Origin of the sequence: Bacillus sp. MYb56 (assembly GCF_002976445.1) — a bacterium.
GTDB lineage: Bacteria > Bacillota > Bacilli > Bacillales > Bacillaceae_G > Bacillus_A > Bacillus_A mycoides.
This window is the reverse complement of sequence record NZ_PCOH01000002.1, coordinates 180,133-206,342: the sequence shown is the minus strand read 5'-3', so window position 1 is coordinate 206,342 and position 26,210 is coordinate 180,133. Positions and strand designations below refer to the sequence as shown.

Below are 26,210 nucleotides of genomic sequence, written 5' to 3'. Positions count from 1 at the left end.
GTAAGATTATGAAACCAATTGAAGCGGCACAAAGCATAATTACATCACAATTTTCGAATTGTGATGTTGCTTTACTAGGGGGAAGTGTGGCTAGAGGAGAGGCTACGAAAACATCTGACCTTGATATTGTAATATTCGACCAAAGTTTGTCATCTTGTTATAGAGAATCCTTCTATAGTAATGGCTGGCCTGTTGAAGTATTCGTACATAATTTTGAAACGTATAAAACCTTTTTTAAAAGTGATTGTGAGCGCGGGAGACCTTCATTACCTCAATTAGTTTCAGAAGGGATTTTGCTAAAAGGAAAAGATGAAATTGTAGAGACACTTAAAAGAGAAGCGAATGATTTATTAAATAAAGGACCAAAAAAATGGTCAGAAGAAACGATGAAGCAGAAACGCTATTTTATTACGGATACCTTGGATGATTTCATTGGTGCAACAAAGAGAGAAGAAGAATTGTTCATCGCCAATTTATTAGCTGATTTAGTACATGAATATGTTTTAAGGGTAAATGGTCAATGGCTTGGAAATTCAAAATGGTTTATTAGAGTGTTAAGAAGGTATGACGAGCAATATGCAGAACATTTTGTAGCGGCTTTTGATCATTTTTATAAAACAGAGGAGAAAAATGAATTAATTACTTTTGTAGAAAACACGCTAGATCAATACGGAGGAAGAATGTTCGAGGGATTTTCTATAGGGAAATGAAAAGGGGATAGCAAAGTGAATGTACCATTCGTTCAATTAAGAGAACTGACAATAGATGATGTAGAAGATCGATATCAATGGTCATTAGATACAGAAGTAACAAAGCATTTAGTTGTACCAGATCAATATCCACCGTTCACTCGTGAAGATACGAGAAGGTGGATTGAAGCATGCATAAGTCGAGGGAATGGTTATGAACAACGAGCTATCGTTACAAAGGAAGGTATACACATTGGATGGATAGACCTAAAAAACTTTGATCAAACAAATAAAAATGCTGAACTAGGGATTGCCATTGGAAATAAAGAATATTGGGGTAAAGGATATGGAATGGCAGCACTATACAGTATGTTACAAATTGGCTATTCTGTATTCGAATTAGAAAAAATATGGCTACGAGTAGACGAAGAAAATTTACAAGCTAGAAAGAGTTATGAAAAAGCAGGATTTGTTTGTGAAGGAATAATGAGAAATGATCGGTTACGTAAAGGGAAGTACATTCATCGTTATCGCTATAGTATGTTAAGAGAAGAATACCAATCTTTAAATAGTAGCTTATAAAAATATTATGTTAACTTAAAGGGGCAGGATAAATATGATTCGATTACTTACGAAAGAAGATGCGGAAAAATATTGGGACTTACGTTTACAAGCTTTACAAGTAAATCCAGAGGCATTTGTAACAACTTATGAAGAGGCGATTCGCCAGGAAAATCCTATTAAGCGAGTGGAAAGTAATTTAACAGCTACTACTAGTTGTACATTTGGTGCATTTAATGAAGAAAATCATTTAGTTGGAGTTGTCACTTTACTAACAGAAGAGAGAGAGGCGTATAAACATAAAGGTCATATCGTTGCGATGTATGTAGATGCACAAAACAGGCGGAACGGATTGGCACGTGAGTTAATAACAAATGCCATTCAAAGAGCGCGAGATATAAAACTAGAGCAATTGACATTAGGTGTTGTATCTACAAACGAACCAGCAAAAAAATTGTATGAATCAATGGGCTTTAAAACGTATGGAATTGAAAAAAGAGCTATAAAGGTGAATGGTGTGTATAGTGATGATGAAAATATGGTGTTGTTTCTTTAAAGGAAGGATATTATCATGAAAGATCTCCATTTAGAAAAAGATATGAACCCCAACGTGGCAATTTTGTATGCAACGGTTACTGATACATTTAAACGATTGCAAAGGTTAGTCGAAGGTATTGAAAAGAACGAACTATCCTATAAAGGGTCTGAAAATAATGAAAATAACATTGGACAGCTACTTCAGCATTTAGCAGTAGTCGATTTACACTGGGTGTACCGTTTAAAAGGAGAGGGAGTTCCGCCTGCACTTGAAAATAAATATGGACCAATGTTGAATGAAATGGGAAAATTGCCTAGTTTAAGAAAGTACAAATTACAAGAATTAATGCAAGATTATGAAGCTGTGCAACATATGTTTTATGAGGAATGTATGAAACTAACAGAAAATGATTTACACGAGAAGTTTTTTATGAAAAGGGAGAAAATGCGACTATAAGGTGGGGAATATGGCATATAGCCGCTCATAATCGGTACCATCAAGCTCATATTAGTCGATTACGAAAGTTATATAGAAGTAGACCGCATGTATGATTAAATTTTTGAATATTAATTATATTCATTTTGTTATATAGTAGAAAAAGAAACTATATAAGGGGTTTTATAATGAAAGCTATTGCAGTAGGGATATTGGCATCGTTTTTCTTTGCCTTTACCTTTGTGTTAAACCGGTCGATGGACTTAGGGGGCGGGAGTTGGATTTGGAGTGCATCACTACGGTATTACTTTATGGTTCCAATGCTACTACTTATTGTCATGTATAGAGGGAATTTAAAACAACTCTTGCAATATATGAAAAACAATCCGAAAGAGTGGTTGTTATGGAGTATTGTAGGGTTTGGTCTCTTTTATGCACCGCTTAGTTTCGCGGGTGCGTTTGGACCGGGGTGGCTTGTCGCTTCGACTTGGCAAATTACAATAGTTGCAGGGATTTTGTTAACACCATTTTTTGCGGTAGACCCATTACATAAAAAACTTCCAATGAAAGAATTAGTAATGTCAGGCATTATTTTATTCGGTGTTGTTCTTATGCAAGTAGAACACGCTTCTTCTTTAGGGATCCGTGAAACCATTTTATGTGTGGTTCCTGTACTCATTGCTGCGTTTGCATATCCACTTGGAAATAGAAAAATGATGCAAGTATGTAAGGGCGAATTAGATGTCTTCCAACGAGTTCTCGGTATGACATTAGCAAGTTTACCATTTTGGTTTTTACTATCTGGTTATGAAGTATCAACAGGCGGACTACCGTCAAGTAGTCAAGTTTTCCAATGTTTTATTGTAGCAGTTAGTTCAGGGTTAATCGCAACGGTATTATTCTTCTTTGCGACAGATCTTGTAAAAGATGATCCGCAAAAATTAGCAACAGTCGAGGCGACACAGTCTGGTGAAGTTTTATTTGCATTAGTAGGAGAGCTGCTCTGGTTATCGGCTCCAATTCCGTCTTCTTTATCGTGGGTTGGAATGAGTCTTGTAATTGTCGGAATGATACTTCATAGTTATGTAGCTGTAGTTGTGAAAAAAGAAGAGAAAATAACGGCATAAAAAGATTAGCTCTTTTTCAATAAAGAGCTAATCTTTTTTCATGAGAAAGGATGGAGATAGGATGTTACAACGTGTTGAGCATTTAGAAATAGATCCCATTAAAAAAGTATTAAAGCATGCGACCGGTCCGAGTGAAGCAAGCTTATTTAAAGCAGTTTCAATGTATAAAAATGATCAGGCAGTGCTATATAAATATGGGAATAAGGGTTGCATAGGTATAGCGCTAATTCATACAAATAGAGCGAGAATGTGTCACATAGCTGTTGATGAAAAATATCGCAATCAAGGAATTGCACTTCAAATGATTAAAGAAATAATTAGGGAATATGAGTTAACATATATTGAGGCTGAGACAGATACAGAGGCAGTCGGATTTTACAAGAAATGTAACTTTAAGATTGAAAGCTTGGGAGAGAAATATCTGGGGGTAGAGAGGTTTTATTGTTATTTAGAGAATGAATAAAATAAATAGCTCATCATTTGTGATGGGCTATTTCATATTAGTATAAATTAAGATTGCTAGATTGAAAGTTTTTGATTGTGTTTACCTTTCTATATTTATTTTAAATTAATATACAATAATTTAACTGTTTCCGATATGATAAAAACGACAGAGGTATAGTAATTGGAATGATTAAGTTAAAAATTAAGAAAAATATGATAATATATGTATGTATTAGTTTAAAGCAAAATGGGGGAACAATCGTGAAAATGAATGACATAGTGGCGAATACACAATTTCCAAATACAATCGAAACAATTACAAATGATTTAAAAGCATTAGGGATAGAAAAGGGAATAACAGTTATTGTACATTCTTCATTAAGTTCAATCGGTTGGATATCAGGCGGTGCAGTTGCCGTAGTAGAAGCGTTAATGAAAGTTGTTACAGAAGAAGGAACGATAATTATGCCGACGCAATCTTCGGATTTATCCGATCCAAAACATTGGTCAAGACCACCTGTACCAGAAGAATGGTGGCAAATTATTCGGGATAACGTCCCAGCATTTGATCCACGTATAACACCAACAAGGGCAATGGGAGAAGTAGTTGAATGTTTTCGTACATATCCGAATGTATTGCGCAGTAATCATCCACTCAGTAGTTTTGCAGCATGGGGGCAACACGCAGAAGAAATTACAGCGAATCATTCACTTTCCATAAGTTTTGGTGAAGAATCGCCATTACGAAAAATATACGATTTAGATGGATACATATTATTACTTGGTGTTGGTTATGACTCTAATACGTCTATACATTTATCTGAGGTACGTACAGGTGCACGCGAGTTAATAAAGGTAGGAGCACCTATTATAGAAGAAGGTGTAAGAGTATGGAAAGAATTCGTTGAAATGGATTACGATTCTGATACGTTTGTAGAAATCGGAGTTGAATATGAGCTTAAAGGAACAGTTACGCGTGGGAAGATAGGGAATGCGACGTGCCGTTTTATGAGGCAGCGTGATGCAGTTGACTTTGGAACAGAGTGGTTTCGTGCGAAAAATCAGTAAGGGATGGTTATTATGCAGGAGAAAAAAGTATTAATTACGAGCGGCGGCTGCCTAGAAAAATGGGATCAAGTACGTGGACATACAAATTTAGCAAAAGGTACGATTGGAAGAATTATTGCGGAAGAGCTAATGACAAAGGGCGCACATGTAATATATTTGCATGGCTATTTCGCTGAGAAGCCAATGGATGTAAATAACCAATTAGAATTGCACCCATTTGAGGGGATTATTGATTTACAAGATAAGATGAAAAGTATTATTACACATGAAAAAGTAGATGCAGTTATTATGGCTGCTGCTGGCTCAGATTGGGTTGTCGAAAAGATTTGTGATCCAGATGGAAATGTTCTTAATATGAACGGAAAGATTTCAAGTGACATCGCTCCAATTATTCATTTTCAAAAAGCGCCAAAAGTATTAAAACAAATAAAGAGTTGGGATCCAGAAACGATACTCGTTGGCTTTAAACTTGAAAGTGACGTAAATGAAGCAGAACTTATTGAAAGAGCAAGTAAAAGAATGGAAGATGCAAAAGCAAGTGTAATGGTAGCAAACTCACCGCATTCTTTATATTCTCGCGGTGCTGTGCATCACGTTATTGGACAAGACGGTAATGTGAAGTTATGTAATGGGAAAGATGAAACTGCAAAAGAAATTGTCAATATGTTAGAGCATTTATGTAATCGTATCACTGCGATGTAAATTTAAGCTTTTAGAAAGAGATGCAGTCGCATAGTATGTAATGGAGTTAATATTAAATTAGTGGGGGAACTTAGCCCTCACTAATTATTAAATTGAGTCAATGGAATAAATAGGCCATTAGCTGCTCGTAAATGTGTAATACATGATATATGCATAATGAACATTTTGTGAGGAGTGGATTGTATGGAACATTTATTAAAGCAAGCTATTAAACTTAGAAATGAAAAGAAATATGCGCAGTCTAGAGAGATACTTATAGGATTAACAAACTTTACGAGGGATGCAGAAGTACTATATCAATGTGCTTGGATACATGATGTAATGGGTCTTGAAACGGAGGCGGTTCCGTATTATGAACAGGCAATTGCGAACGGACTTGATGGTGAATCCCTTTGCGGTGCGTATATCGGTCTTGGCAGTACGTATCGTTGTATAGGGGAATATGATAAAGCGATTACTTTATTAGAAGCAGGGATAAAGAAGTTCCCGGAAAATGACGTGATGAAAGTGTTTTTATCATTAGCAAAATATAACGTAAACGAACATGAAGAAGCGATGAAATTACTGTTAGAGACAGTTGTGAAAGTAGATGAGATAAAAGAATTTGAACGTGCTATTTCATTTTATAAAGACCATTTAAATGAGGTTTTTGAATAGAGGAGAGAAGGAATGAATCCATCAATTTCAAGAAGGAAAAAAGGCATTTGGATTGGACTCGTATCTTTAATTATGTTATCAAACTATTTATTGTATGCCCTGCCAATAGTGCCAGCTGCCCCGAAAGAAGTAGTCCTCGGTTCATTATTAGATTTTATGTTTGTAATTCCAGTCATCACATATTTCTTTATTATACGGAAAAGATATTCGTTAACGTATATGTTTCCTGTAGTTATAGCTGGATATGTATTCGCAAGATTTATAATTCCTAGTGATTATTTACAAGCTTTTTCATTTGTTTCGTATGTAATAGTTGCTGGAGAAATTGTGTTCGTATGTTTTGAACTGTTTCTTATATATAAAATTATAAGAGTACTTCCTAAAATAATAAAACGATATAAAGAATATAGAAGTGAGTATTCTTCGTTTTCTTATGCGATTGATGCAGCGTTTGATGCTACTATGAAAAGAAGTAAGGCTGTAAGTATCATTCTTACTGAGTGTAAATTAATCTATTATGCATTTTTATCGTGGCGTGAAAAAGTACCAGATGGTGAATGCACATATTCCTATCACAAAAAGACCGGCGCTATAGGTGTTTATATTATGATTATTCACGCAACAGTAATTGAAAGTATCGGTTTTCACTATTTACTTCATCAATGGAATCCAGTAATAGCTTGGATTTTACTCATACTAAACGTATATGCGATGATTTATTATTTAGCTGAAATACAAGCGATGCGTAAAAATCCAATTGTCGTAACAGAAGAACAAGTTATCATTCAAATTGGATTAGGAAAGAAAGTTGTATTGCCATTTACACAAATTGATAATATTGCATTCTACAAGGGGGAATCCCTAACAGCAAAAGAAGAAAAAGAGGTGCTGGATGCAACTGTTATGGAGTTCATAAAAGAACCTGCTACTTTTGAAATAACGCTAAAAGAGCCAGTGAAAGTGCAGTTGTTGTATGGATTTACTAAAACAGTAAGTCGTGTTCACTTAAATGTTGATGAGAAACGAAAATTTTATGATGCGGTTACTGAAAGGTTAAAACATATGAATGGTGGATAGTGAAAAACTCCTTCTAAATAAGAAGGAGTTTTATTGTGTAATTGTAGACCGTACACTTCTTTATCGCTATATAAACGGATATAATTAAGACTAGAAATAGCATAAGGGGAAACAAAAAAATGAATAAATTACGAACACCTAAAAGTGAAATTATAGAAAGAAAAATCCGATATGACTCGACAATAGTAGATCACAATTGCTTAATACTTGAAAAGAAATCGCAAAGTATCGTGTTATTTTATGAGGTTCAGTATTCATTTACGATGAATACAAATGATTCGAGTTTAACAATCCCAAAAGGAAGTTACACCATTGCATACTACTGGGAAAATCGTCCGTACAATTTATACATATGGAGAGATAAGAACGGAATGTATTTAGGCGCTTATTTTAATGTTGTAAAAAATACGCAAATAACAGACGAACTAGTGTCATTTGAAGACTTAATTATTGATATTATGGTAATGCCAAGTGGAGAATGTTTTATTTTAGATGAGGATGAGTTACCTGAGCCCTTAGAGAGTTTTGAAGGTGGCTATGTGGATGAAGCTCTTTATGTATTAAAGGAAATAATTCAAAAGTCGCTTCCTCAAATGATTGTAGAGACAGAAATGGTGCGGCTAAAATAAAGTTTAATCGATTTGAAAAGAGAATACGTGTTTAATGAAAATGAGTAGTCTCAAGTTATATGATCTAACTTTTTTGATAAATCTAAGGTTAGAAGCATATTTCTTGGGACTACTCTTTTTTTGTAGGAATTTTGTTGCTTAGTTTCTAAATTGATTTTTAAATTTATCAAATAAGATTGACTGAATCAAGTTCATTCGTTTATGATTGAATCAGATTCAGTCGTGGTAAAAAACATAGTAGGAGATGACGTATGAAAAGAATATCAAAAGAACCCGATATAAGACGCCAAGAGTTAATGGATATTGGTTTTGAACTATATATGAAAAATGGTATGGGAGGATTTAGCATAAAAGATGTTGTTAGTCGGGCTGGTGTAGCAACAGGGTTGTTTTACTATTACTTTAAATCTAAAGAAGATTTTGTTGATGAGACTTTAAATAGCTTCATTGTGAAAAATATGGAGTTAATTGAAGAAATACTTATTTCAAATGAACGGTCTGTAATGCAGAAGATGAAAGATTCTCTAGATATATTTTGGACATTTATTGAAAAATTAGCACCCTATAAAAATGTGAGTTCGTTTCAGACGGAACAACATTTTCAACTGGAACAGAAATTATTCACACGAATTCAACCATTAATTCGACAAGTAATTGAAGAAGGAGTGAAAACGGGGATTTTTTATACTGACAACTCCTCATTAGCTTCTGGATTTATTTTATACGGTCTTAGCAGTATTGCTCATTCAGAAGTAAAGTTGAATCTAGATACGAAGCAAGAAATGGTTAATTTAGTATTAACTACACTACGATACGATCAAAAAGAAGGTGAATGTATATGAAGATTATTATCGATGGAAACAATATTTCGCAAGAGCAACTTACAAAATGGAAAAGAGAACGTATTAAAAAAGCATTAAATACATTAGGACATAAAGGGCCTGAAATAAATGATACAGACGTCATGATAAAAAAGCTAACGGAAGTAAAGTTGAAATATTCATATAATGAAATGTACGATAAACTGAAATCAAAACTTAGATTAAGTGGAATAGGTATGCGTATCTGTACTGTTTTATCTGGTGATAGACGAAAATTTTCAAAAACAAGCATCTATTTAGATGGGATTACAGCAGAAGAAGCTATAAATGGAATTGATAGTTTTATGCTTGAACAATCACGTGAAAATAATCAAGTGAATTTATCGGCTTGTCCTGATCACTATGTACTAAGCCCCTTTGGGGAAAATGAATTAGAGGTTATCGAAACTACAGGTAATTCTCCGTTCCCAGTTCAATTTTTCATTGTTTTTGGTGACGAAACGGGATTGAAAACACCTAGAGATAAGTCTTACCAATACCAATCAACAGGTGTTGCACGTATGAAAGATGGTACTATTATTGGTGGAGTTCGGCATCAATTTAAAGATATTGATACTGGGATAGAAGTAAGTCTAGTTGTTGAGTTCCCAGCACTTTGTCCTAATAGTCTTATTAAATCACATCAAATGCATTTAGCATGTGAGTTTTCTTATTGGTTACAGCGGATTAAGGACCATAAAAAATAGTAAGTGAAAAATACCTTTCAAATAAAGAAATATACAATTTTTATGAATATAAATCGAACTGTATTTCAAACAAACAGTAACGATGTTCAAACGAATCATATGTGTCTTTAAATAAAGACTAGTTAACTTATAGGAAATGTTTTTATAATATGTAGTTAATTCTATAACGTATCGCTGATTGGAAAAACCGAATCCATTCATTTATATGAATCAGTTCAAGGAGGGGGAAGAAGTGGCAGAACTGTTATTCCCTTTATTAAAAGACGAGAAGCAACAAGAAAATAAAATCGTTGGTGAAATGATAGCTGATGCATATGCTTTAAAAAAATAGTGAGAAATAAAAAACTCGCAAGTTTTTAAGCTTGCGGGTTTTCGTCGTAAACAATTAAAAAATATGATAAAATTAAGAGGTAACTTATGGTACGGTTGGTTGTTCAATTATCACTTCTCCAAAGTAGGAGGGGGGTGATAATAAGTGAGTGAAATTGCGTTGTTATTGCAAGGTGGACTGTTTCTCATTGCATTGTTAACGTTTATTGTCGTCTTAATTGACAAGCTCAAAAAATAACAACCCACCTATGCCTATAGAAAGTGGGTTGTTGTGTTTGTACGAAACAAATAGGATAAATGAACAATCCAATCTGCTAAGTTACGTGGACTAGTGTGTAGCCGCACACTAGTCTTTTTTATTTATATACAGGTTTTAATTGTTTTATGTGATTGTATTGTTCTTTTCACACTCATTATAACACAGTGTCTTTTCATGAAGAAAGGAGACCGTATGTTCCTATATGGATTAAATAGAACGTGTAGTTTCTTTAAATAGCCCATCCATATACTGTTTTAAACTTTCCACAAAAAATCCTTTTTTGTCTACATTATTTACGCCGACAATTGGTGATGGAAGATTGTATCTTTTTTCTGATAAATGAACAACAACATCAAAAATATCAAATAGGCGAATGAAGCAGAATAGACCGTCTTTATCACTAAGTAAAATAAAGTAATGGTTTTCGCTCGTTGTATTTAATGTATTCCATAAAGAGCTTTTGCTTAAGTCACGAACGATACTCTTTTCCTTTAATTCCATGAAATCGGCATTTAATAGAATGGTAGAAATATCAATCGCATCTGGATCGTCAAAGTAGCCATCAATTGTTTGTACAGCAAAAGTATAAGCCATTTTTAATACACTCATTTTATATTTACGGTTATCTAAAAGCAATTCACGTTGAATAGAACTAGCTACTTTTGTTACGCGCTCTTCTTTCCAAATTTCATTATGTAATGAAATATCGTGCTTTTTACATAGTTTCATAATTAATGCATTGGAATAAAGTATCTCATCACTTACTTCGACTACATCTGTCTCAGCGGCTGCTAGCTCCTCACCATGTTCATTCGTATAGAGAGGGGAATCGATTTGTTTTTTCATTTGCTCAATCTTATATTGACTTAATTTATGTCTAATTAAAGGACGATCAATATTTGTTGTCATATGTTCATGACATGAATCACAAATTGAATTTATGAAATAATATCCACATAATATCTCTGGAATGACATATTGTTCACTAAGTTCTTTCGTATCTTTTCTGCAAATGATGCATTGTGTCATATTTATCACCTTTACCTGCAAATTTGTCTGTAATCTCATTGTAGTGTATTTAATGGGATTTTGGAATATTGTAAAGGAAAATATTATGTGAAATCTAAGTTTAATTTGGTACAATGAAGAGAAGTGCTAGTTTAAAGGAGGACGTTTTTTTGAAATCGAAAGTGCACTTTTGGACATTAGAAGTGCTGATGGTTGTAGGAATTATATTTATTTGCACAAAAATATCGTTTCTATTTCAACCGATTGGTATCTTCATATCAACATTATTTTTCCCAATTTTAATCGCGTTATTTTTATACTTCATATTTAACCCATTGTTAGTCTTTTTGGAGAATAAAAAAGTACCTAGAGGTTTAGCGATCTTACTACTGTACCTTTTTATCATTACATTAACTGGAGTTGCTATTGGAGTAGTTGTTCCAACCATCTCACAACAGTTAATGGATTTAGTAAAAAATATGCCGACTTACATAAAAGAGGGAAAAGTATACATACAAGATCTATCCCATCATAGATTATTTGAATGGCTATCTACACAAAACTACGTTTCCATTGAGACAATTGAGAAAAATGCAATTGAATACTTAAAGGAAATACCAAACACACTTACGTCGAGTGCAACGGCTTTATTTGGTATTATCACGAACGTGGCGTTAGTTATCTTTACAGTACCGTTCATTTTATTTTATATGTTTAAAGATGGACATGCATTTCCAGGAAAAGCTGTTAGTGTATTACCAGAGTCTTACCGTGAAGAAGGACTTCGTATCATAAAGGAAACGAACGAAACATTATCTGCATATATTCAAGGTCAAGCGCTCGTTTGTATGTTTATTGGTGCCTTTACATTTACTGGTTATTTAATCATCGGTTTACCGTATGCTTTCGTTTTAGGAATTATCGCAGCATTTACAAATATAATTCCGAACTTAGGTCCATTTATCGGAGCAGCACCAGCTGTCATTATAGGTCTGTTCGTATCTCCGATGCAAGCTCTGTACGTAATTATTATAGTAACAATCGTACAACAGTTTGAAAGTAACATCATTTCACCGCGTATTATGAGTTCAAAATTAAATATCCATCCGTTGACAATTATCATCCTTATTTTAGGGGTAGGTAATTTCGCGGGAATTATCGGAATGATTTTAGCAGTACCAGCTTATGCGGTAACAAAAACAGTTGTTTCGAACTTAGTGAGATTGTTTAAGACGAAACGAAGTAAACGGAAATAGAATATGTTGAGAAAGATACACCGCTTAATAAAAAAGGGGTGTATCTTTTATTTTTTAGTGTATGAAATACTTATTATTGTATATTTTTTACACATCAAATCAGGCGGTGAATTTTTGTTAAATAAACTTTATCCCGCTATTTGTGGTCAGTAAAACTCCCACCTCAAAATTCAGGTGAAGAAAAAAGAAGTTAGGTGGGAGATCAACTGCGCGTAAACGCCCGATTGGTGAGAGCTAATAATCAGTGGGGGATGAACAAAACCCCCACTGATTAAAGTTTCACTTTATAAACTATGTGGAATCCCTCTGAACTATCCAAATCATTTCTTTACACCGCGTTATTAACATCATAATCGACTCCTTTCATTTCTTATATAAGTTCAAACAATTATAGGCGAGTGTAGTACTTGCTTCTACGATCACGAATTTCATCTATAATCTTTTTATACTGTTCCTCTTGTTTTACTTCATTTGCAGATATAGTTTCTTTTTGAATCGTAATGGTTAAAAAGAAAAGGTGAAACCTCATACATGAATTCCTCCTTTCGAATAGGAATTACAGGTGACTACAATAATGACTTTGTCGCTCTTTTACGTTGTACATAGCCTGCTCAATTTGTCGATCATGAAGCATATCAGACTCAGACAGTTTATTTTTTTGAATGGTAATCGTTAAAAATAATACTCTGAATTTCATTGGATTTTTACCCCTTTATAATTTATTTAGTAAAGACGATTGTAATAAGAGGACTGGCGCTCTTTCACATCATCCATAATATTTTTAATTTGTTGTTCACGAGAAATTTCATCTCTTGAAAGTTTACGCTTTTGAATGGTAATCGTTAAAAAGAAAGCTTTGAATTTCATTAGGATATTACCCCTTTATAATTTATTTAGTAAAGACGATTGTAATAAGAGGACTGGCGCTCTTTCACATCATCCATAATGTTTTTAATTTGTTGCTCACGAGAAATTTCATCTTTTGAAAGTTTGCGTTTTTGAATGGTAATCGTTAAAAAGAAAGCCTTAAATTTCATTAGGATATTACCCCTTTATAATTTATTTAGTAAAGGCGATTGTAATAAGAGGACTGACGCTCTTTTACTTCGTCCATAATAATTTTAATTTGTTGTTCACGTAAGATTTCAGCTTTTGAAGATTTACGTTTTTGAATGGTGATAGTTAAAAAGAAAGCTTTGAATTTCATTAGGAAATTGCCCCTTTAAAAAATATTTTTAATACATTTGTGTATAATACGAACTTTTAATGTCCGTTATTTTATCCATAGTTTGTTTTAATTGTTGTTTACGAAAGATTTCAGCTTCAGATAAAGTTTTTTTCTGAAGTGCTGTCGTAAAAAAGAAAATATGAAAAGTCATAGACGAATTCCTCCTTTCGAAAAGGAATTACAGGTGATCGCAATAAAGCACTTGGCGCTCCTTAACATCATTCATAGCTTTTGTAATTTGCTCATTATGAAGAATTTCAGCTTTGGAAAGTGTATTTCTTTGAATCGTAATACTTAAAAACAATACGCTAATTGTCATCGAATGTTGCTCCTTTCTTTAAAAAATAATGTATGAGACTAAAAAATCGCACAAAAAAGCCACAGGAAGATGTCGTTCTCCTATGGCTGGGCGTGAAAAAGCCACAGGAAAGTATACGACCTCCTGTGGCGAATTTATGAATTAAAAGAAATAAAGTACGATTTTTAATTCTCCATTAGGGTGGTCGAATTCATATTTAATTGTCCGAAAAACACAGATGCAGTTAACGCTAAAGTTAAAGCATGTAATTGTAATTTCATCATTTCCTTCGACCTCCTTTTAGAATATTTTTCTTACGTTAGTAATTATATACAATTAATGGATAATTGTAAACATAAAAATTGAAAATTTTTAATTTTGATTAAAATGCGTATATTTAAAAGGGTTTTTTAAAGGATACATTGTATAGATTGGATAATAAATAGAACTTGGTGGTGTCTAATGAACTATATGAATAGAATAGCAGGTATTATGCTAACAATTTTATTAGTTATTACTGCTTGTTCTAATGGGGAGCAAATAAAAGAAATGTCACATATTGAACCTGGGGCTTTTAAAAAATATACGGGGACATACGTTGGAAATAATTCCGACGTTATTGCGATTGTTACAAACTTACCCGGTGGTGAAACAGTTCAAAGTTTAAATTTAGAAAATGAAAATATTAAAGTGGAATATGGTGCAAAAGAGAATGGAAATCTTACAGAAGAAATGATTGAGACGTATTGGTTTGATGGGAAGGATACGATGAAGAAGAATTTACTCTTTAATGCTATTTATCTTGCAGTTTTAGTACCGAATGCGAAAGGGTATGAGTTTCAGATTGAAAATCAAAGTTTTGCATTAAAAAGAGAAGAACTTTTACCCATACTGTATAAAGAATTTAATGATTTGCCAAAGGATGATCTTATATGGAATAAGGGAATCGTAATGAATTTCTTTTACGGTAATCAAGAAAAAATAGAAAAGCTAGTTAATAATAAAGATTTTCGAAAGCAATTTTTTAATGAACATCCTGTGCGGGAATCTAAGTGATATGGAGGAAGATGTGGTTATTTTACGATTGAAAATACGGACATTTTTTAAAGGGAGTCATTCAGTATCGAATGATTCTTTTTTTTGATGAAAATTATGGAAAAAAATATAACGTTGTGCTATGGTTAATTACATAAGTAATGAACCTATGAACCTAAGGTGGTGAAATCGTGAAACCTACTCTAGAACAAAATAAGTTAATATACATACAAATTGCAGAAACAATTGAATCTGATATTTTAAAAGACATATTACTTGAAGAAGAACAAGTTCCGTCGACAAATCAATTTGCGAAGATGTTACAAATTAATCCGGCTACAGCTGCAAAAGGAGTAAATCTACTAGTAGATGAGGGGATTTTATATAAAAAGAGAGGGATCGGGATGTTTGTTACAAAGGGAGCAAAAGAAGTCGTACTAAAAAAAAGACAGCATGTTTTTATGACTGAGTATTTACCTAAAGTGTGGGAAGAAGCCAAAGTACTAGAAATATCAAAAGACGAATTGATGGACATGATACACAAAATTACGAAGGAGGGGAAAGAGGGATGATTGCACTTGAAACGAAAAACTTGTCTAAAAAATATAAAAAGAAATTAGCTGTTAACGAAGTAACTATTTCATTGGAAGAGCATAAAATATATGGTTTGCTTGGAAGAAACGGAGCGGGGAAAACGACATTATTAAACATACTTGCTGGTCAAATTATTTCAAGTAGTGGAAGCGTAGCTGTATTTGGTGAAAATGTTTTTGAAAATAGTAAAGCGATGCGAAATATTTGTTTCGTTAGAGTGAAAGAAGAAGCTCATCTAAGTTATAAAGTAAAAGAAATGTTTAAGATGTGTAGCATATTTTATAAAAATTGGGATGGAAAGTATGCTAAAGAACTTGCAGATAAATTTCAGCTTAATATGACAGAGAAATACCATAAGCTATCACATGGCATGCAAACCGTCGTAGGAATTATTCAAGGATTAGCAAGTAGGGCACCAATTACAATTTTTGATGAACCAACTACTGGTTTAGACGCAGCACATCGCGAGTTATTTTATAGTTTACTATTAGAAGATTACGGTGAGTATCCTCGAACAATTATATTATCAACACATTTAGTAGAAGAAGTAACCCATGTTATTGAAGATGTAATTATCATAAAAGAAGGAAGACTAGTTGTTCAATCATCGGTGGAAGATTTATTACAGCAGGGGCATATAATTTCAGGAAAAAAAGATAAAGTAGATGCGTTTTCGATTAATAAAAAAGTTATAAATCGAGAAGTTTATGGAAATAAGGGCATTGCTGTTATATGGGAAGAATTTACTAATGAAGATTATTACTCTCTTGAAAAAGAAGGATTAGCAGTTGATGAAATTACATTACAAAAACTATTTATTCACATAACTGGTGGTGAAGTGAAATGACGATGTTAATGAAGCAGTTGAAGTTACATATGAATTTTCATTATAAGGCAATTTTAATATTTTGGATTGCAGCTTTATTAATAAAAGGGGCTATGAATGCTGTTAATTTATATGGAATGAAAATTGGTTATTTACCTGAATTTATCAATAATCCTTCTATAGCAATTATGATGTTTATAATAGGGAGTACTTTCATCATACAAGATGATTTATTTCGTTTAGCCATTTCATTTGGTGTGACAAGGATACAATATTTTATCGGAGCGATTTGTTATATTGTACTGCAATCCGGACTATTTTCATTACTTCAAGTAATGTTTTTACAAGATATAAAATATAATATGGGGAATGCTAGTTTTGGAGAACTATTAGCACAACAGTTTATTTTACAATTTTTATTTTATGTTACGACAGCATGTTTCTTTCAAGTAGTAGTTGTTTTTAAACAACGATTTAAGTGGATCGGTCTTATGATTGGTGGAACACTTTTTTTAACAACAAACAGTGTGCTTTATGGTGAGGTAGGAATAAAAGGTTTATTATTTACAACCGATCTATCTTTAATAGATATTCCCTATTTTACTGTGATTTCAATTGGATTAACCATTCTATATATCATAACCAGTAGTATATTTATTCGTAAAATTTCATTTGAGCAAACGGTTTAAAATATTGTTAGATTATTATAGAAAGAGGGAAGACAATGGAAGATACTTCTTCACTAATAACCGTCTTTTTATGCGTAGCACTGTTAATATTTTGGCGTCGTTACCGCTCTATGTATAAGCCGATAAAGGGAACGGGAAAACGTATTTTGTGGCCATTACTATTTTTAACACCAGGTATTTTATTGTTTTTTGGTCCAGTACATCCAGCTATATTACAAGTGACTATAGCAGCATCCATTGGGGTGATTTTCGCAATCCCACTTATATTTCTAACAAACTATGAGCGAAGAGAAGACAGAAACATTTATACGAAAAAAAGTGCTGCCTTTTTAATTATTTTTATCGGAATTGTTATTTTAAGATATGGTTCAAGACAATATATTGTTGACTTAGATCAGCAAACAATAGGTTTATTATTTTACGTAGTTGCAGTATCGTATATTATTCCGTGGAGAATTGCTTGTTATATAAAGTTTAGGAAAGTTTGGCGAGAAAATAATAACCATGCTATATGAAAACTTCTCAAATGAGAAGTTTTTTATTTTTATATGCAAGCAAAATAATTTGTTGAGGTTCACGCTACCATACAATATGATAAATATAAAAAAATTGAGGGGAAGTAGGGGATATAAAAGTGCGTACAATTCTACTGTTTTTACATAATATGCCCATAGATGAAATAGAGAGTATGAGAGAAAAGCATGATCCTTTATTTGAATTAATTTCTCCTCATATAACAATTGTATTCCCGTTTGAAAGTTCCATTTCAAATGATGAGTTGGAATTACATATTTTGAAAGTGGCGAAAGGGGTTCATCCGATTGAAATTGAGTTTGCTAACCGGATAAGTAGCAAGGGAGAGTATCTATTTTTGGAAGTTGAAAGAGGGAAAGAAAAAATAGAAGAATTGCACGATAGATTGTATACAGGTCCTTTACTACAATTTTTTAGAACGGATATTCCATACATACCACATGTAACAGTTGGGAGAAAAGATAGCGCGGAGTTAGCAACTGAAATAGCGAAGGATATTCCTAGTTTTCATGAGAAGTTAAATTGTGTAATTGATAGAATTAGCGTGGAGCGAATTGGAAAGAATGGAGAATCAATTATTGAATTTGAAGTACCATTGCAAAAAAGCTGACAAAAGTCAGCTTTTTTATTTCGAACTATGAAGTAAAGCACCAACTGCACCACTATAACCACCGTCTTGTAAAAAGACTGGTATTTTGTTTTGATATTCTGTATAGCTACTAATAATATTTTGAAGATGTACGTTATTACATAGAGTAGAACCGATGTAAATGATATGGTCAATATTTTTTGCTTCGGCGAATTGAAGACTTAATGCTGTGACGACTTCACCGACAAGTCCTTGAACGGTAGCTAGTATATCTGAATTACTATAATTTGAGTCTGTAATGGTCGCTTTTCCGAAATTGCTAGCAGTTAAGTTATTATCAAGAGGGGAGAGAATCCCACCATAAATATCTCCAACTGTAATATCTAGACTGTTTCTTGAACCAATTTTCGTAAGCGGAATCACGTCTTCAAAATGATCTATATTTGTTAATAGTTTTGAAAGACCCATAATAGTACCACCGCCAACTCCAGTTCCACCAGCACGAACATATTGATTGTCGTGAACATAGTGAATGGAAGTACCTGTACCGATATTTGTTAGGACAAAGTTGTTTATAGCACGTTTTTCTTCTTTTAGTATGTATCGTACTCCTGCTAAAGTAGCTTCAAACTCGTTTAATTCTACTATTTTATATGAACTTGAAAGGAGTTGTTCTAACTGTGTAGCTTTACCACCTGTAATGCATAATTGTGTAATTGAATTATTATTATGAAGCCATTCTTTAATTCTTTCTTGTTCATATGAATAAAATTTTTCGAAAACTAATTTGTTCATTTCGTTAAAGTAAGCAATTTTTGTTAATGTTCCCCCAGCATCAATACCAACAACATTCCGCATTTCCCTACCCCTTACTATGTAATCTGTTTAATCAGCTTGATATATTAATAGCTTTTCAATGGTAACGATTGATTGACCGTTTACAGAGGCAATTCCTTTCCCAAGAACAAAACCTCGTCTGTTACGTGTTAATTCATAATGTAAGTCAAGTTTATCACCGGGATACGCATTTTTATGAAATTCCACCCCATCTAAAGAGGAGAGGAAACCAAGTCCTTCAGATTTACCTGTACTTACAAAAGCACTAAGTTGAGCGAGTGCTTCTACAATTAGCATATGAGGCATATAGTTTTGATTTTTATTAATAAACCACTCGTTATTTGTAATCAGTTTGTATCCTGTAGCCGATTGAGATTCTTTAACGTTTGTAATTTTATCAATCATTAAAAATGGATAGCGATGGGGAAGAGTATCTTTAATATTCATATCGTACCTCCAGGAATAATAATACCCCTGCTAAAGTTAAGCAGGGGGGTTATTATTAATTCTTAACTAATTCTTCTATTTTTTCAATAGAGAAAATACCGCTGTTTTTAATGTTTTCAACTACTTCTTGTAATACTACTTTATCTTGAACAAGTGCAATACGTACAAAACCTTCGCCATGAGGACCAAATGCATGGCCTGGTGTGACAACGACATTTGCACGATCCATAAGTGCATAAGCGAACTCTAGCGAAGTCCATCCTTTCGGAATTTCAGCCCAAACGAACATACTTCCAGCTGGTTTATCGACATTCCAACCGAATTTGCGGAATCCGTCCACTAAAGTATCTCTACGTTCTTGGTAAATTCCACGGTTTTTTTCACAAAATGCAGCGCCGTGTCGTAATGCAGCGGATGCAGCTTTTTGAATTGGTAAAAACACACCGTAATCTGTATTAGACTTAAATTGCGTAAGCGCGCCGACAATTCCTTCGTTACCAATCATATAACCAATACGGCTACCAGCTAAACTATAACTTTTAGATAAAGAATTAATTTCAACGCCAACTTCTTTTGCACCAGGTACAGATAAGAAGCTAATTGGCTTTTGACCATCAAAATAAAATTCAGCATAAGCAAAATCATGGACAACGATAATATTATGTTTTTTCGCGAATGCGATTACATCTTTAAAGAAATCTTCATGTGCCATTGCTGGAACTGGATTTCCTGGGAAGTTCAAAATCATCATCTTTGCTTTATTGGCGATTTCTTCAGGGATAACTTCTAAGTTAGGTAAGAAATCATTTTCTTTTTTTAATGGCATGTAGTAAGATGTTGCACCGGCCATTTGAATTCCTGTTTCATAAGCTGTATATCCTGGATCAGGAACTAGTATTATATCTCCCGGATTTGCAAAAACCATAGGTAAATGAACGAGTCCGTCTTGTGAACCCATTAATAATAAAACTTCTTTTTCAGCATTTAATATAACGTTATGAGTGTTGTTGTAATATTCAGTTACAGCTTCGTGAAATTCTTGAATACCAGATAATGTATATCCGTAACTTTCTTTTGCACTTGCTGTATGTACCATTTCTTCTCTCACAAAATCAGCAGGAGGCATATCAGGATTCCCGATACTTAAATCGATCATTTTATGACCTGCTGCAATTTTCTCTTTTTTATAGGCCCCTAATTCACTAAATATAGAAGATTGGAATGCTTTCATTCTAGTTGCTAAAGTGTAAGTCATCAAAACCCCTCCTAAAAACAGTGTTTTCTTTCTGTATTTTTAATTATTCTGAAAACACATGTTTACATTTTATCATTTTTTTATGAAAATTAAAACGATTGACAAATTTAGAGGGAGGATAATAAGGGGAAATATAAAAATAACGTAGAAAATATTTTCTACGTTATAAATGAAGATTAATTGTTTGTTTTTTTATATGTACATGTGTTTTCAGTTGTAAAAAAGTATACATTTAATTCATTATCGACAACTTTTAAAGATTGATCCGATGTAAACGAGTTACCATAATCAATACGATACACGTTAGAATTTTTAACAAACGATCCTTTAAATAAATCCTCTTTTTTATTTGTTGTTTGCATTTCCACTAAATTGTGAACAACCTTTTCTTTCTTTTCTTCTTTCACAACTGTTTCAAATTTATAATATACAGGGCATTCACCTTTTTTATTATCAATGACTTCCCAAGAGCCGTATATATCATTATTGCTACATCCACTAAGTAGAACGATTAATATAGGGAAAATAAATAGAAACTTTTTCATTGTGTACTCCTTTCTTATTCGTTTTTATAAACGTGCGAATACGATAGGAATATTGTAAAAAATAAAGTTTAAATTTTCATAAAGAATTTTTAAATTTCACATAAAAATTTGGAGAAAGGTGAGATTTTTAAAATGAAAAGGCATGAATCTAGTGTAATACTAGATTCATGCCTAGTACTCTATCTTATGTTATGTTTTTTGAGGATAAATGAAGCGGAAAGAAGAATAACAATTCCATTTACAATATATACATTTAAAATAACGAAGACTAGGTTAGCTACTCCCAAACCACCTTTATCGAATATAGATGTGAGTGCTGTAGTAGTCAAAAAGATAATGGGAGTTAACAATAAAAATAGGAAACCTGCAACAATCCTTCTTTTAAAGTTATTTTGAGATAAGGAAAGGGCTAAAAAATTAAGGACGCCAAACATGACCAATGAAAAAAGAAGGATAATTAATAATTGGATGCCATAAGACATTTCCACAGCTCCTTTTTGAAAAACTATAATTTATTTTATTCGAAAGTAGTAGGGGATACTCCTTTAAATATTTGAACTACAAAAAGAAAATAGATTTTAATCCTTGAAATTCAAAAAGAATGGACCCAGTAAAATACGGGATCCATTCTTAAGAAGTATTAGTTTTATATATTCGCAGATTGTGACGTTTGTTTTTTAAATTGTTTCTGCTTAGATAAGGAAATAAAAATAATCAACAACGAAATAACTCCGAAGATGAGAACCATATATTGTAACCCAATCGTATCTAAGAAGAAGCCAGTTCCAAGTAAGACAATTTGGAACATAACTCTTTCAAACATATTACGGAATGAGAAGAGACGTCCGTGATAGCTTTTTTCGACTTTCGTTTGGAAAATTGTCGACATAATAGGGAAGAAGCAGCCTACACTAAATCCAAACAAACCAAATGAGGCAAGTGCCATCCATTTAATATCGCTAAAGAACAACGAAAGGTGTGCAAAAGCGGTACAAATTGCGAAGAAGTATAGTAACTTTTCAGGTTTGAAATGATCAGATAAACGTTTAATAACGAAGGCACCTAACATAAATGCTACACCTTCAATTGTATATATGAATCCTTTAATCGTTGGGTCATGTTGCATTTCGCTAATGTTAATAACCATTAAATTGAATCCAGCTATAAATAATAGAGGGATAATACTTAATATAAGTGCTGTAAAAGCAATAGGAATTCCTTTTAAAATACGAAATACTTCCATAAAACTATTATCTTTAGCTGATTGCTTACTTAATGTAGCGGATTTTTTATCTTCAAATTTTAGGAAGAAAGTTGAGAGGAATAATAAAGCGTATGCTGCCATTGAGAAGGCATACATATACTGTAAACTCATTACAACTAAAAGAATGCCACCTAGTGAAGTACCTGCAATACGAGCGATTGTACCGATATTCATATGTACACCGTTCATTTGTAATAGCTCATGTTCATTAACGATGAGTGGAATTACAGATTGTAATGCAGGGAAATAAAATGCCGCGGAAATTTGAAGTGCAATCATAAATGCAATCATGAAAGCGATACTTTCATATTGAATAGCGAAAAACATGAAAATAACACTAATCACACGACCAAATCCAGCGTAAAGAAGAACTTTCTTTTTTTCATATTGATCAATGACACGCCCAGCCATTGGACCGACTAGAACACCAGCTAACAGTCCGATAAATAATATAATGGATTTCATAAAATCAGAAGGGACGTATTTTTGCATAAATTCAAGATTACCAAGAATACCAAGCCATAACCCTAGACCAGCAATAAACTCCCCAATTAACACAATCCAAACATTTTTATTACGCCACATAATGTAAAACCTCTCTGTCTTTTAAAATGAAAAACTCGTATATAAAACCTCCTTATTTTATGTATTATTTTTAACGAACTTTTTTAGAGTCAGAGTCTATATTACGTGTTTCATTAGTGAATTTCAATCTTTTTGATTTGTAAAAAAATGATGAATTAAGTGATACAATGGGTAACTAAAAATACAAAAAATTCACAAGTAAATTCAAAGGGAAGGTAAGTGTGGGGAAAATAAAAAAAGTAAGAACGCAGATAATGCGTCTTACTTTTCTCAAAAAACCAAAATAGATTAAATTAGCAACACTTATGATCTTGTCCAATAGCTAAGCCGCTAAAAGACAGAGGACCAACAATGTCTGCACTTGCACCACTAGTAAGGTTTTCTACAGTTAATGAATACTCGTGAGTCCCGCAGCTAACATTTTGATCTATAGCTTGAAATGTTTGCGCGTAAAATTGCTCAGAATCTGTAGATTCAATCCCTACTTGAGCGTTGAAGATTTCTGTATTGTCACGGAAAATTCGGAATAAAACTTGTGAAATCTCAGTTATACCTTTAACCCCAACTGTAGCAATTAATTCTACTCGATTATTACGTGAATCTCTTCTTGAAATTTTTAATTTAATACTTGCTAGAATTGCTTTTTCTGGGGAATGGGGAATTACAAAAGTTGTTTCACCTGTTTTATTTAAAGGTTGAGTAGCTTGATAATCAATGATATGAGTCATATTCGTCACCTCCTCATATACTAAAATATGAAGGTAACGATGAATTAGCTTGGACATATACTATAAGATTTTAAGAGAATTGAGGAGTAATGTTGAATAAAGGGAGATAATATAAAAGCATCAAGAAAAAATCCCAATTATGAGAGTCATTTTTTGATGCTTTTCATACTTTAGGCGGAATATTCTTCTTTACGTACTTCGAAGAATTCATTCCGGCGTAAGTAATTAAAAATTTTTTCCGAAACCTCTTCTTCATGAGACACTAAGAATCGTTGATCAAAAGCATAGAAAGATTGACCTTTAATTAATTTTACGTAGTATATTTTACACGCCTCCTTTAAATTAGGATTCTTAAATACTTTATATTATGATGACCTATCTGGTTGTTAATAATACTTAAAGTTTCAAAGGGGAGAAGTATAAATTCAAAAAACATTGAAATAGCTTACAAATCTGTAATGTTTTTGTCACCTTTGCCGATAGTTAAAATTAACCAGTATCTTCTATACTACAAATAGGTTCCATAAAACAAGGGGGTAGAAAGATGGAGGAAGTAATTGGAGAAGTTGTAGCAGGGATTTGTGAATTTGTAGTTGAAGTTACGGTGGATGTTTTAGGAGATTTAGTTTCCGGAAATGATGAAGAGAAAGAAACATTATAAAATTTGTAAAAAGTTTAAAGATAAACAATGTGTAAAAGCTGATTTCTAAAGGGAAGTCAGCTTTTATATTTTTTACATTATATTAATAATATTTAAATATTAACCTGTTGCGATAGTAATGAAATCAATAAAGGAGCTGACCGATATGAATATGCCGAATTCTAGATGTGATGTACCTGATTCTAATACGATTGTAGCGAATATAAATGAAAAAGAATATCACTTTATAGTTCGTATACATCCACTTGCAGGAAAGATGATAGCGCTATTTGAAAATGGGAAAGAATATGGCTTGCTTGATAAGGAAATCGCTAGTAGGGATAAATTTATTAGGACAGAGCTTACTAAGTTGAAGCATTTCAACATAGATATTCTTTATGATAGTCCTGGGTGGATATGGATTGGCATGGACCAATATGGATTGCATGCAAGAGAGGCTACTAATAGCGAAGTAGAAGTTATTGTGAAGTTACAGGGGGATTAGACGTGTAAGAAGATCCTCAAATTTAAGAGATACTTTGTGGGGGTGTGGGATAATTCCCCATAACCTTTTTTGTTTTGTGCTTAAAAATAAAAGAGTTAAATTTTTTTGATAGAAGGTCTCTAATACAAGAGACGAGATTAAACTAAAAGAGGATTTGAAATTATATAAAGAGAACTTATAAATTAAATATAATACTTTATAGAAAGAAGATGATAAAAGTGAGTAAAGAAGAACTTGTGAAACAACAATTTGGTAGTAATGCAGAGAAGTATGTGAAAAGTAAAATTCATGCAAAAGGACTGGATTTACAATATGTAGTTCAGCAAGTTGAAACTCGTCATAATACTCGTCTTCTTGATATTGCTACTGGTGGTGGACATGTTGCTAATTTGTTAGCCCCAATGTTCAAAGAGGTAGTCGCTCTTGATTTAACAGAAAAAATGTTAGAAAAAGCAAAAGGTTTTATAGAAGGGAACGGACATGAAAATGTATCATTTGTAGCAGGACATGCAGAAAGGTTACCATTTGCTGATGATTCCTTTGATACAATTACATGCCGAATTGCAGCACATCACTTTGTTGATCCTTTGCAATTTATTTTTGAAGTAAATCGAACGTTAGAAGATAATGGATTATTTATATTAATTGATAACGTTTCACCAGAAAATAATGAGTTTGATACATTTTATAACTTTATCGAAAAGAAGAGAGATCCAAGCCATGAACGAGCTTTGAAAAAAACAGAATGGATTACTTTATTAGAAAAACATGGTTTGCAAATGCAGTCATGTCATACTTTTGACAAGAAGTTCGATTTTGATTGGTGGTGCGATATGATGGATGTTCCTATGCAAAAACGTGTAAAGTTAACAGAGTGTATGATGAAAACATCAAATGAAATGCAAGAATTTTTCAAAATTCAATTTGGAAACAATAAAATAGAATCGTTTTATACTGAAATGGCACTGTTCGTATGTAAAAAAAGTTCAACATTAAAAAGATAAATTTCTTGCAGTCTTTCTGATGTACGATATACTTAGTACAGAGAAAATGAGAATTGAGGAATAGTAATAATGATTCGTGTACGTATTGAGGGAACTGAGGAAGAGATGCTTGAATTTTTAGAGAAAATGCCTGACATTCCTGGGTTTGAAAAAACACATATGAGAGAACCGAGAAAAGGGAATAATCCGAAATATGATTCAAGCAAAAGTGTACTAGCATATTTATCTTATAAAAAGATTGAAGTCGCCAATAAATAGGC

General features: G+C 32.9%; 39 protein-coding genes and 2 pseudogenes. 25 read left to right on the top strand and 16 right to left on the bottom strand.

Annotated features, from left to right (window positions below):
- The first annotated feature begins 8 nt into the window (after positions 1–8).
- The 15 genes and pseudogenes from CQ058_RS03600 to CQ058_RS32075 all read left to right on the top strand — a co-directional run bounded on the left by CQ058_RS03600 (position 9) and on the right by CQ058_RS32075 (position 10,062).
- Entirely contained in the window at positions 9–710 is a 702-nt protein-coding gene (locus CQ058_RS03600; protein WP_002189934.1) for a nucleotidyltransferase domain-containing protein, read from the top strand.
- A gap of 15 nt (positions 711–725) precedes the next feature.
- Positions 726–1,271, top strand: coding sequence for a GNAT family N-acetyltransferase (locus tag CQ058_RS03595; protein WP_002189933.1), 546 nt, complete (start codon positions 726–728; stop codon positions 1,269–1,271).
- A 34-nt stretch (positions 1,272–1,305) separates the two neighbouring features.
- Positions 1,306–1,806 (top strand): GNAT family N-acetyltransferase, encoded by a 501-nt coding sequence (locus CQ058_RS03590; protein WP_002032747.1) that lies wholly within the window; start codon positions 1,306–1,308, stop codon positions 1,804–1,806.
- 15 nt (positions 1,807–1,821) lie between these two features.
- Positions 1,822–2,339: pseudogene (locus CQ058_RS03585) on the top strand (DinB family protein).
- 72 nt (positions 2,340–2,411) lie between these two features.
- A complete protein-coding gene (locus tag CQ058_RS03580; protein WP_002013410.1) occupies positions 2,412–3,350 on the top strand; it encodes a DMT family transporter in 939 nt (312 codons plus the stop codon).
- Between the two features lie 61 nt (positions 3,351–3,411).
- Positions 3,412–3,813, top strand: a complete 402-nt coding sequence (locus tag CQ058_RS03575; RefSeq protein ID WP_002127840.1) for a GNAT family N-acetyltransferase — start codon at positions 3,412–3,414, stop codon at positions 3,811–3,813.
- Positions 3,814–4,061: 248 nt separating this feature from the next.
- Positions 4,062–4,862 carry an AAC(3) family N-acetyltransferase gene (locus CQ058_RS03570; RefSeq protein WP_131243733.1) on the top strand — a complete coding sequence of 267 codons (801 nt, stop codon included), beginning with the start codon at positions 4,062–4,064 and terminating at the stop codon, positions 4,860–4,862.
- A gap of 12 nt (positions 4,863–4,874) precedes the next feature.
- A complete protein-coding gene (locus CQ058_RS03565; RefSeq protein WP_002189930.1) occupies positions 4,875–5,564 on the top strand; it encodes a phosphopantothenoylcysteine decarboxylase domain-containing protein in 690 nt (229 codons plus the stop codon).
- A 183-nt stretch (positions 5,565–5,747) separates the two neighbouring features.
- Positions 5,748–6,221, top strand: coding sequence for a tetratricopeptide repeat protein (locus CQ058_RS03560; RefSeq protein WP_002013416.1), 474 nt, complete (start codon positions 5,748–5,750; stop codon positions 6,219–6,221).
- Between the two features lie 12 nt (positions 6,222–6,233).
- Entirely contained in the window at positions 6,234–7,298 is a 1,065-nt protein-coding gene (locus tag CQ058_RS03555) for a hypothetical protein (RefSeq protein ID WP_002189928.1), read from the top strand.
- A gap of 119 nt (positions 7,299–7,417) precedes the next feature.
- Positions 7,418–7,927 (top strand): ribonuclease FAU-1 family protein, encoded by a 510-nt coding sequence (locus CQ058_RS03550; protein WP_001038143.1) that lies wholly within the window; start codon positions 7,418–7,420, stop codon positions 7,925–7,927.
- A 251-nt stretch (positions 7,928–8,178) separates the two neighbouring features.
- Positions 8,179–8,769 (top strand): TetR/AcrR family transcriptional regulator, encoded by a 591-nt coding sequence (locus CQ058_RS03545; RefSeq protein ID WP_002127831.1) that lies wholly within the window; start codon positions 8,179–8,181, stop codon positions 8,767–8,769.
- Positions 8,766–9,494 (top strand): hypothetical protein, encoded by a 729-nt coding sequence (locus CQ058_RS03540; RefSeq protein WP_002127829.1) that lies wholly within the window; start codon positions 8,766–8,768, stop codon positions 9,492–9,494. The genes CQ058_RS03545 and CQ058_RS03540 overlap by 4 nt, the downstream gene beginning before the upstream one ends.
- Positions 9,495–9,711: 217 nt before the next feature.
- Positions 9,712–9,825: pseudogene (locus tag CQ058_RS03535) on the top strand (alkanesulfonate monooxygenase); the annotation flags it as partial.
- A gap of 144 nt (positions 9,826–9,969) precedes the next feature.
- Positions 9,970–10,062: a putative holin-like toxin gene (locus CQ058_RS32075; RefSeq protein WP_001289318.1), complete on the top strand. Its 93-nt coding sequence runs from the start codon at positions 9,970–9,972 to the stop codon at positions 10,060–10,062.
- 228 nt (positions 10,063–10,290) lie between these two features.
- Here the strand turns inward: CQ058_RS32075 and CQ058_RS03525 are convergent, their stop codons facing one another.
- A complete protein-coding gene (locus tag CQ058_RS03525; RefSeq protein ID WP_000189680.1) occupies positions 10,291–11,112 on the bottom strand; it encodes an HNH endonuclease in 822 nt (273 codons plus the stop codon).
- Between the two features lie 149 nt (positions 11,113–11,261).
- Here CQ058_RS03525 and CQ058_RS03520 point away from each other — a divergent pair, with 149 nt between their 5' ends.
- The gene (locus CQ058_RS03520) at positions 11,262–12,347 is read left to right on the top strand and encodes an AI-2E family transporter (RefSeq protein ID WP_000837889.1); all 1,086 of its coding nucleotides are present in this window, start codon (positions 11,262–11,264) and stop codon (positions 12,345–12,347) included.
- A 388-nt stretch (positions 12,348–12,735) separates the two neighbouring features.
- Here CQ058_RS03520 and CQ058_RS03515 read toward each other — a convergent pair whose 3' ends face one another.
- Genes CQ058_RS03515 through CQ058_RS03485 form a run of 7 tightly spaced genes read right to left on the bottom strand, consistent with a single transcriptional unit; the run spans position 12,736 to position 13,894 of the window.
- Positions 12,736–12,876 carry a YrzI family small protein gene (locus CQ058_RS03515; RefSeq protein WP_002189927.1) on the bottom strand — a complete coding sequence of 47 codons (141 nt, stop codon included), beginning with the start codon at positions 12,874–12,876 and terminating at the stop codon, positions 12,736–12,738.
- Positions 12,877–12,903: 27 nt separating this feature from the next.
- Positions 12,904–13,044, bottom strand: a complete 141-nt coding sequence (locus CQ058_RS03510; protein ID WP_000672237.1) for a YrzI family small protein — start codon at positions 13,042–13,044, stop codon at positions 12,904–12,906.
- A gap of 26 nt (positions 13,045–13,070) precedes the next feature.
- Complete coding sequence (locus CQ058_RS03505; protein WP_002120145.1) at positions 13,071–13,214, bottom strand: YrzI family small protein; 144 nt, start codon at positions 13,212–13,214, stop codon at positions 13,071–13,073.
- A 26-nt stretch (positions 13,215–13,240) separates the two neighbouring features.
- Positions 13,241–13,384 carry a YrzI family small protein gene (locus tag CQ058_RS03500; RefSeq protein WP_002013394.1) on the bottom strand — a complete coding sequence of 48 codons (144 nt, stop codon included), beginning with the start codon at positions 13,382–13,384 and terminating at the stop codon, positions 13,241–13,243.
- Between the two features lie 26 nt (positions 13,385–13,410).
- Positions 13,411–13,554 (bottom strand): YrzI family small protein, encoded by a 144-nt coding sequence (locus CQ058_RS03495; protein WP_000668987.1) that lies wholly within the window; start codon positions 13,552–13,554, stop codon positions 13,411–13,413.
- Positions 13,555–13,582: 28 nt separating this feature from the next.
- A complete protein-coding gene (locus tag CQ058_RS03490; protein WP_000142704.1) occupies positions 13,583–13,726 on the bottom strand; it encodes a YrzI family small protein in 144 nt (47 codons plus the stop codon).
- A 27-nt stretch (positions 13,727–13,753) separates the two neighbouring features.
- Complete coding sequence (locus tag CQ058_RS03485) at positions 13,754–13,894, bottom strand: YrzI family small protein (RefSeq protein WP_000156202.1); 141 nt, start codon at positions 13,892–13,894, stop codon at positions 13,754–13,756.
- Between the two features lie 441 nt (positions 13,895–14,335).
- Between CQ058_RS03485 and CQ058_RS03475 the strand changes: the two genes are divergently transcribed.
- The 6 genes from CQ058_RS03475 (at position 14,336) to CQ058_RS03445 (ending at position 18,161) form a co-directional block, all read left to right on the top strand.
- Positions 14,336–14,929 carry a DUF4825 domain-containing protein gene (locus CQ058_RS03475; RefSeq protein ID WP_002189924.1) on the top strand — a complete coding sequence of 198 codons (594 nt, stop codon included), beginning with the start codon at positions 14,336–14,338 and terminating at the stop codon, positions 14,927–14,929.
- Positions 14,930–15,099: 170 nt separating this feature from the next.
- Positions 15,100–15,480 (top strand): GntR family transcriptional regulator, encoded by a 381-nt coding sequence (locus CQ058_RS03470; RefSeq protein WP_000805181.1) that lies wholly within the window; start codon positions 15,100–15,102, stop codon positions 15,478–15,480.
- Positions 15,477–16,349 (top strand): ABC transporter ATP-binding protein, encoded by an 873-nt coding sequence (locus CQ058_RS03465; protein WP_002189922.1) that lies wholly within the window; start codon positions 15,477–15,479, stop codon positions 16,347–16,349. Before CQ058_RS03470 ends, CQ058_RS03465 begins: the two co-directional genes overlap by 4 nt.
- Positions 16,346–17,017 (top strand): DUF4052 family protein, encoded by a 672-nt coding sequence (locus tag CQ058_RS03460; RefSeq protein WP_105589459.1) that lies wholly within the window; start codon positions 16,346–16,348, stop codon positions 17,015–17,017. Before CQ058_RS03465 ends, CQ058_RS03460 begins: the two co-directional genes overlap by 4 nt.
- A 35-nt stretch (positions 17,018–17,052) precedes the next feature.
- Positions 17,053–17,532 carry a CcdC family protein gene (locus tag CQ058_RS03455; protein WP_002189920.1) on the top strand — a complete coding sequence of 160 codons (480 nt, stop codon included), beginning with the start codon at positions 17,053–17,055 and terminating at the stop codon, positions 17,530–17,532.
- Between the two features lie 119 nt (positions 17,533–17,651).
- The gene (locus CQ058_RS03445; RefSeq protein ID WP_002189918.1) at positions 17,652–18,161 is read left to right on the top strand and encodes a 2'-5' RNA ligase family protein; all 510 of its coding nucleotides are present in this window, start codon (positions 17,652–17,654) and stop codon (positions 18,159–18,161) included.
- A 15-nt stretch (positions 18,162–18,176) separates the two neighbouring features.
- Here CQ058_RS03445 and coaW read toward each other — a convergent pair whose 3' ends face one another.
- The 8 genes from coaW to CQ058_RS03405 form a co-directional block, all read right to left on the bottom strand.
- Positions 18,177–18,998 carry a type II pantothenate kinase gene (coaW, locus tag CQ058_RS03440; RefSeq protein WP_002032506.1) on the bottom strand — a complete coding sequence of 274 codons (822 nt, stop codon included), beginning with the start codon at positions 18,996–18,998 and terminating at the stop codon, positions 18,177–18,179.
- Between the two features lie 27 nt (positions 18,999–19,025).
- Positions 19,026–19,424 carry a 3-hydroxyacyl-ACP dehydratase FabZ family protein gene (locus tag CQ058_RS03435; RefSeq protein WP_105589458.1) on the bottom strand — a complete coding sequence of 133 codons (399 nt, stop codon included), beginning with the start codon at positions 19,422–19,424 and terminating at the stop codon, positions 19,026–19,028.
- Between the two features lie 55 nt (positions 19,425–19,479).
- A complete protein-coding gene (locus tag CQ058_RS03430; protein WP_002032510.1) occupies positions 19,480–20,679 on the bottom strand; it encodes an LL-diaminopimelate aminotransferase in 1,200 nt (399 codons plus the stop codon).
- Between the two features lie 176 nt (positions 20,680–20,855).
- Positions 20,856–21,224: a hypothetical protein gene (locus tag CQ058_RS03425; RefSeq protein ID WP_002127817.1), complete on the bottom strand. Its 369-nt coding sequence runs from the start codon at positions 21,222–21,224 to the stop codon at positions 20,856–20,858.
- A gap of 179 nt (positions 21,225–21,403) precedes the next feature.
- Complete coding sequence (locus tag CQ058_RS03420) at positions 21,404–21,706, bottom strand: hypothetical protein (protein ID WP_002189916.1); 303 nt, start codon at positions 21,704–21,706, stop codon at positions 21,404–21,406.
- 164 nt (positions 21,707–21,870) lie between these two features.
- Positions 21,871–23,073 (bottom strand): MFS transporter, encoded by a 1,203-nt coding sequence (locus CQ058_RS03415; protein ID WP_002189915.1) that lies wholly within the window; start codon positions 23,071–23,073, stop codon positions 21,871–21,873.
- 293 nt (positions 23,074–23,366) lie between these two features.
- Positions 23,367–23,801, bottom strand: coding sequence for an exosporium protein ExsC (exsC, locus tag CQ058_RS03410; protein ID WP_002165595.1), 435 nt, complete (start codon positions 23,799–23,801; stop codon positions 23,367–23,369).
- Between the two features lie 170 nt (positions 23,802–23,971).
- A complete protein-coding gene (locus CQ058_RS03405; protein WP_078179002.1) occupies positions 23,972–24,124 on the bottom strand; it encodes a YqbF domain-containing protein in 153 nt (50 codons plus the stop codon).
- Between the two features lie 483 nt (positions 24,125–24,607).
- Here CQ058_RS03405 and CQ058_RS03395 point away from each other — a divergent pair, with 483 nt between their 5' ends.
- The 3 genes from CQ058_RS03395 (at position 24,608) to CQ058_RS03385 (ending at position 26,208) form a co-directional block, all read left to right on the top strand.
- A complete protein-coding gene (locus tag CQ058_RS03395) occupies positions 24,608–24,946 on the top strand; it encodes a hypothetical protein (protein WP_002189914.1) in 339 nt (112 codons plus the stop codon).
- A gap of 218 nt (positions 24,947–25,164) precedes the next feature.
- Positions 25,165–25,950, top strand: coding sequence for a class I SAM-dependent methyltransferase (locus tag CQ058_RS03390; RefSeq protein WP_002192837.1), 786 nt, complete (start codon positions 25,165–25,167; stop codon positions 25,948–25,950).
- A gap of 69 nt (positions 25,951–26,019) precedes the next feature.
- Positions 26,020–26,208, top strand: coding sequence for a DUF3970 family protein (locus CQ058_RS03385; RefSeq protein ID WP_002013371.1), 189 nt, complete (start codon positions 26,020–26,022; stop codon positions 26,206–26,208).
- Positions 26,209–26,210: the final 2 nt, after the last annotated feature.